A 706-nucleotide genomic window follows, 5' to 3' on the forward strand; every position below is an offset into this window, starting at 1 on the left:
GTTTTCACCACCAACTACCGCGTCTACGGGGCCCGGAAGATCTGGCGCGAGCTGAGCCGGCAGGGCCATGACGTGGCCCGCTGCACCGTCGAACGCCTCATGCGAGAGCTCGGCATCACCGGCGCCGTCCGCGGCAAACGGGTGGTCACCACGATCCCCGGCGGGCAGGCCGAGCGGGCCCCGGACCTGGTGGACCGGAACTTCGTCGCCACCGCGCCGAACCGCTGCTGGGTGGCCGATTTCACTCACATCACCACCTGGGCCGGCGTCGTCTACGCCGCGTTCGTCGTGGACACTTTCTCCCGCCGTATCGTCGGCTGGTCGGCCGCCACTTCCAAGGAGACCAGGCTCGTCCTGGACGCCCTGGAGATGGCGCTGTGGCAGCGCGACCGCGACGGATTCCCGCACCAGCGGGGCGAGTTGATACATCACTCGGATGCCGGGTCGCAGTACACGAGTTTCCGGCTCGCCGAACACCTGGACGCCGCCGGCATCGCGGCCTCCATCGGATCGGTCGGCGACGCCTATGACAACGCCCTGATGGAGTCCACGATCGGCCTGTTCAAAACCGGGCTGATCAAACCCGGGCGGCCCTGGAAGACACTGTCCCAGGTCGAGCTGGCCACCGCCGAGTGGGTCGACTGGTACTGCCACCGCCGACTCCACGGTGAGATAGGGCACATCCCGCCGGTCGAATACGAAGCCA

At 67.7% G+C, this 706-nt stretch carries 1 protein-coding gene; it reads left to right on the forward strand.

Annotated elements, in window-relative coordinates; translation table 11 throughout:
• Window positions 1-706: IS3 family transposase (locus OTB16_RS39160; RefSeq protein WP_267727719.1), on the forward strand; the 706-nt coding region annotated here is incomplete at both ends.

Origin of the sequence: Streptomyces antarcticus (genome assembly GCF_026627255.1) — a bacterium.
GTDB classification, from domain to species: domain Bacteria; phylum Actinomycetota; class Actinomycetes; order Streptomycetales; family Streptomycetaceae; genus Streptomyces; species Streptomyces antarcticus.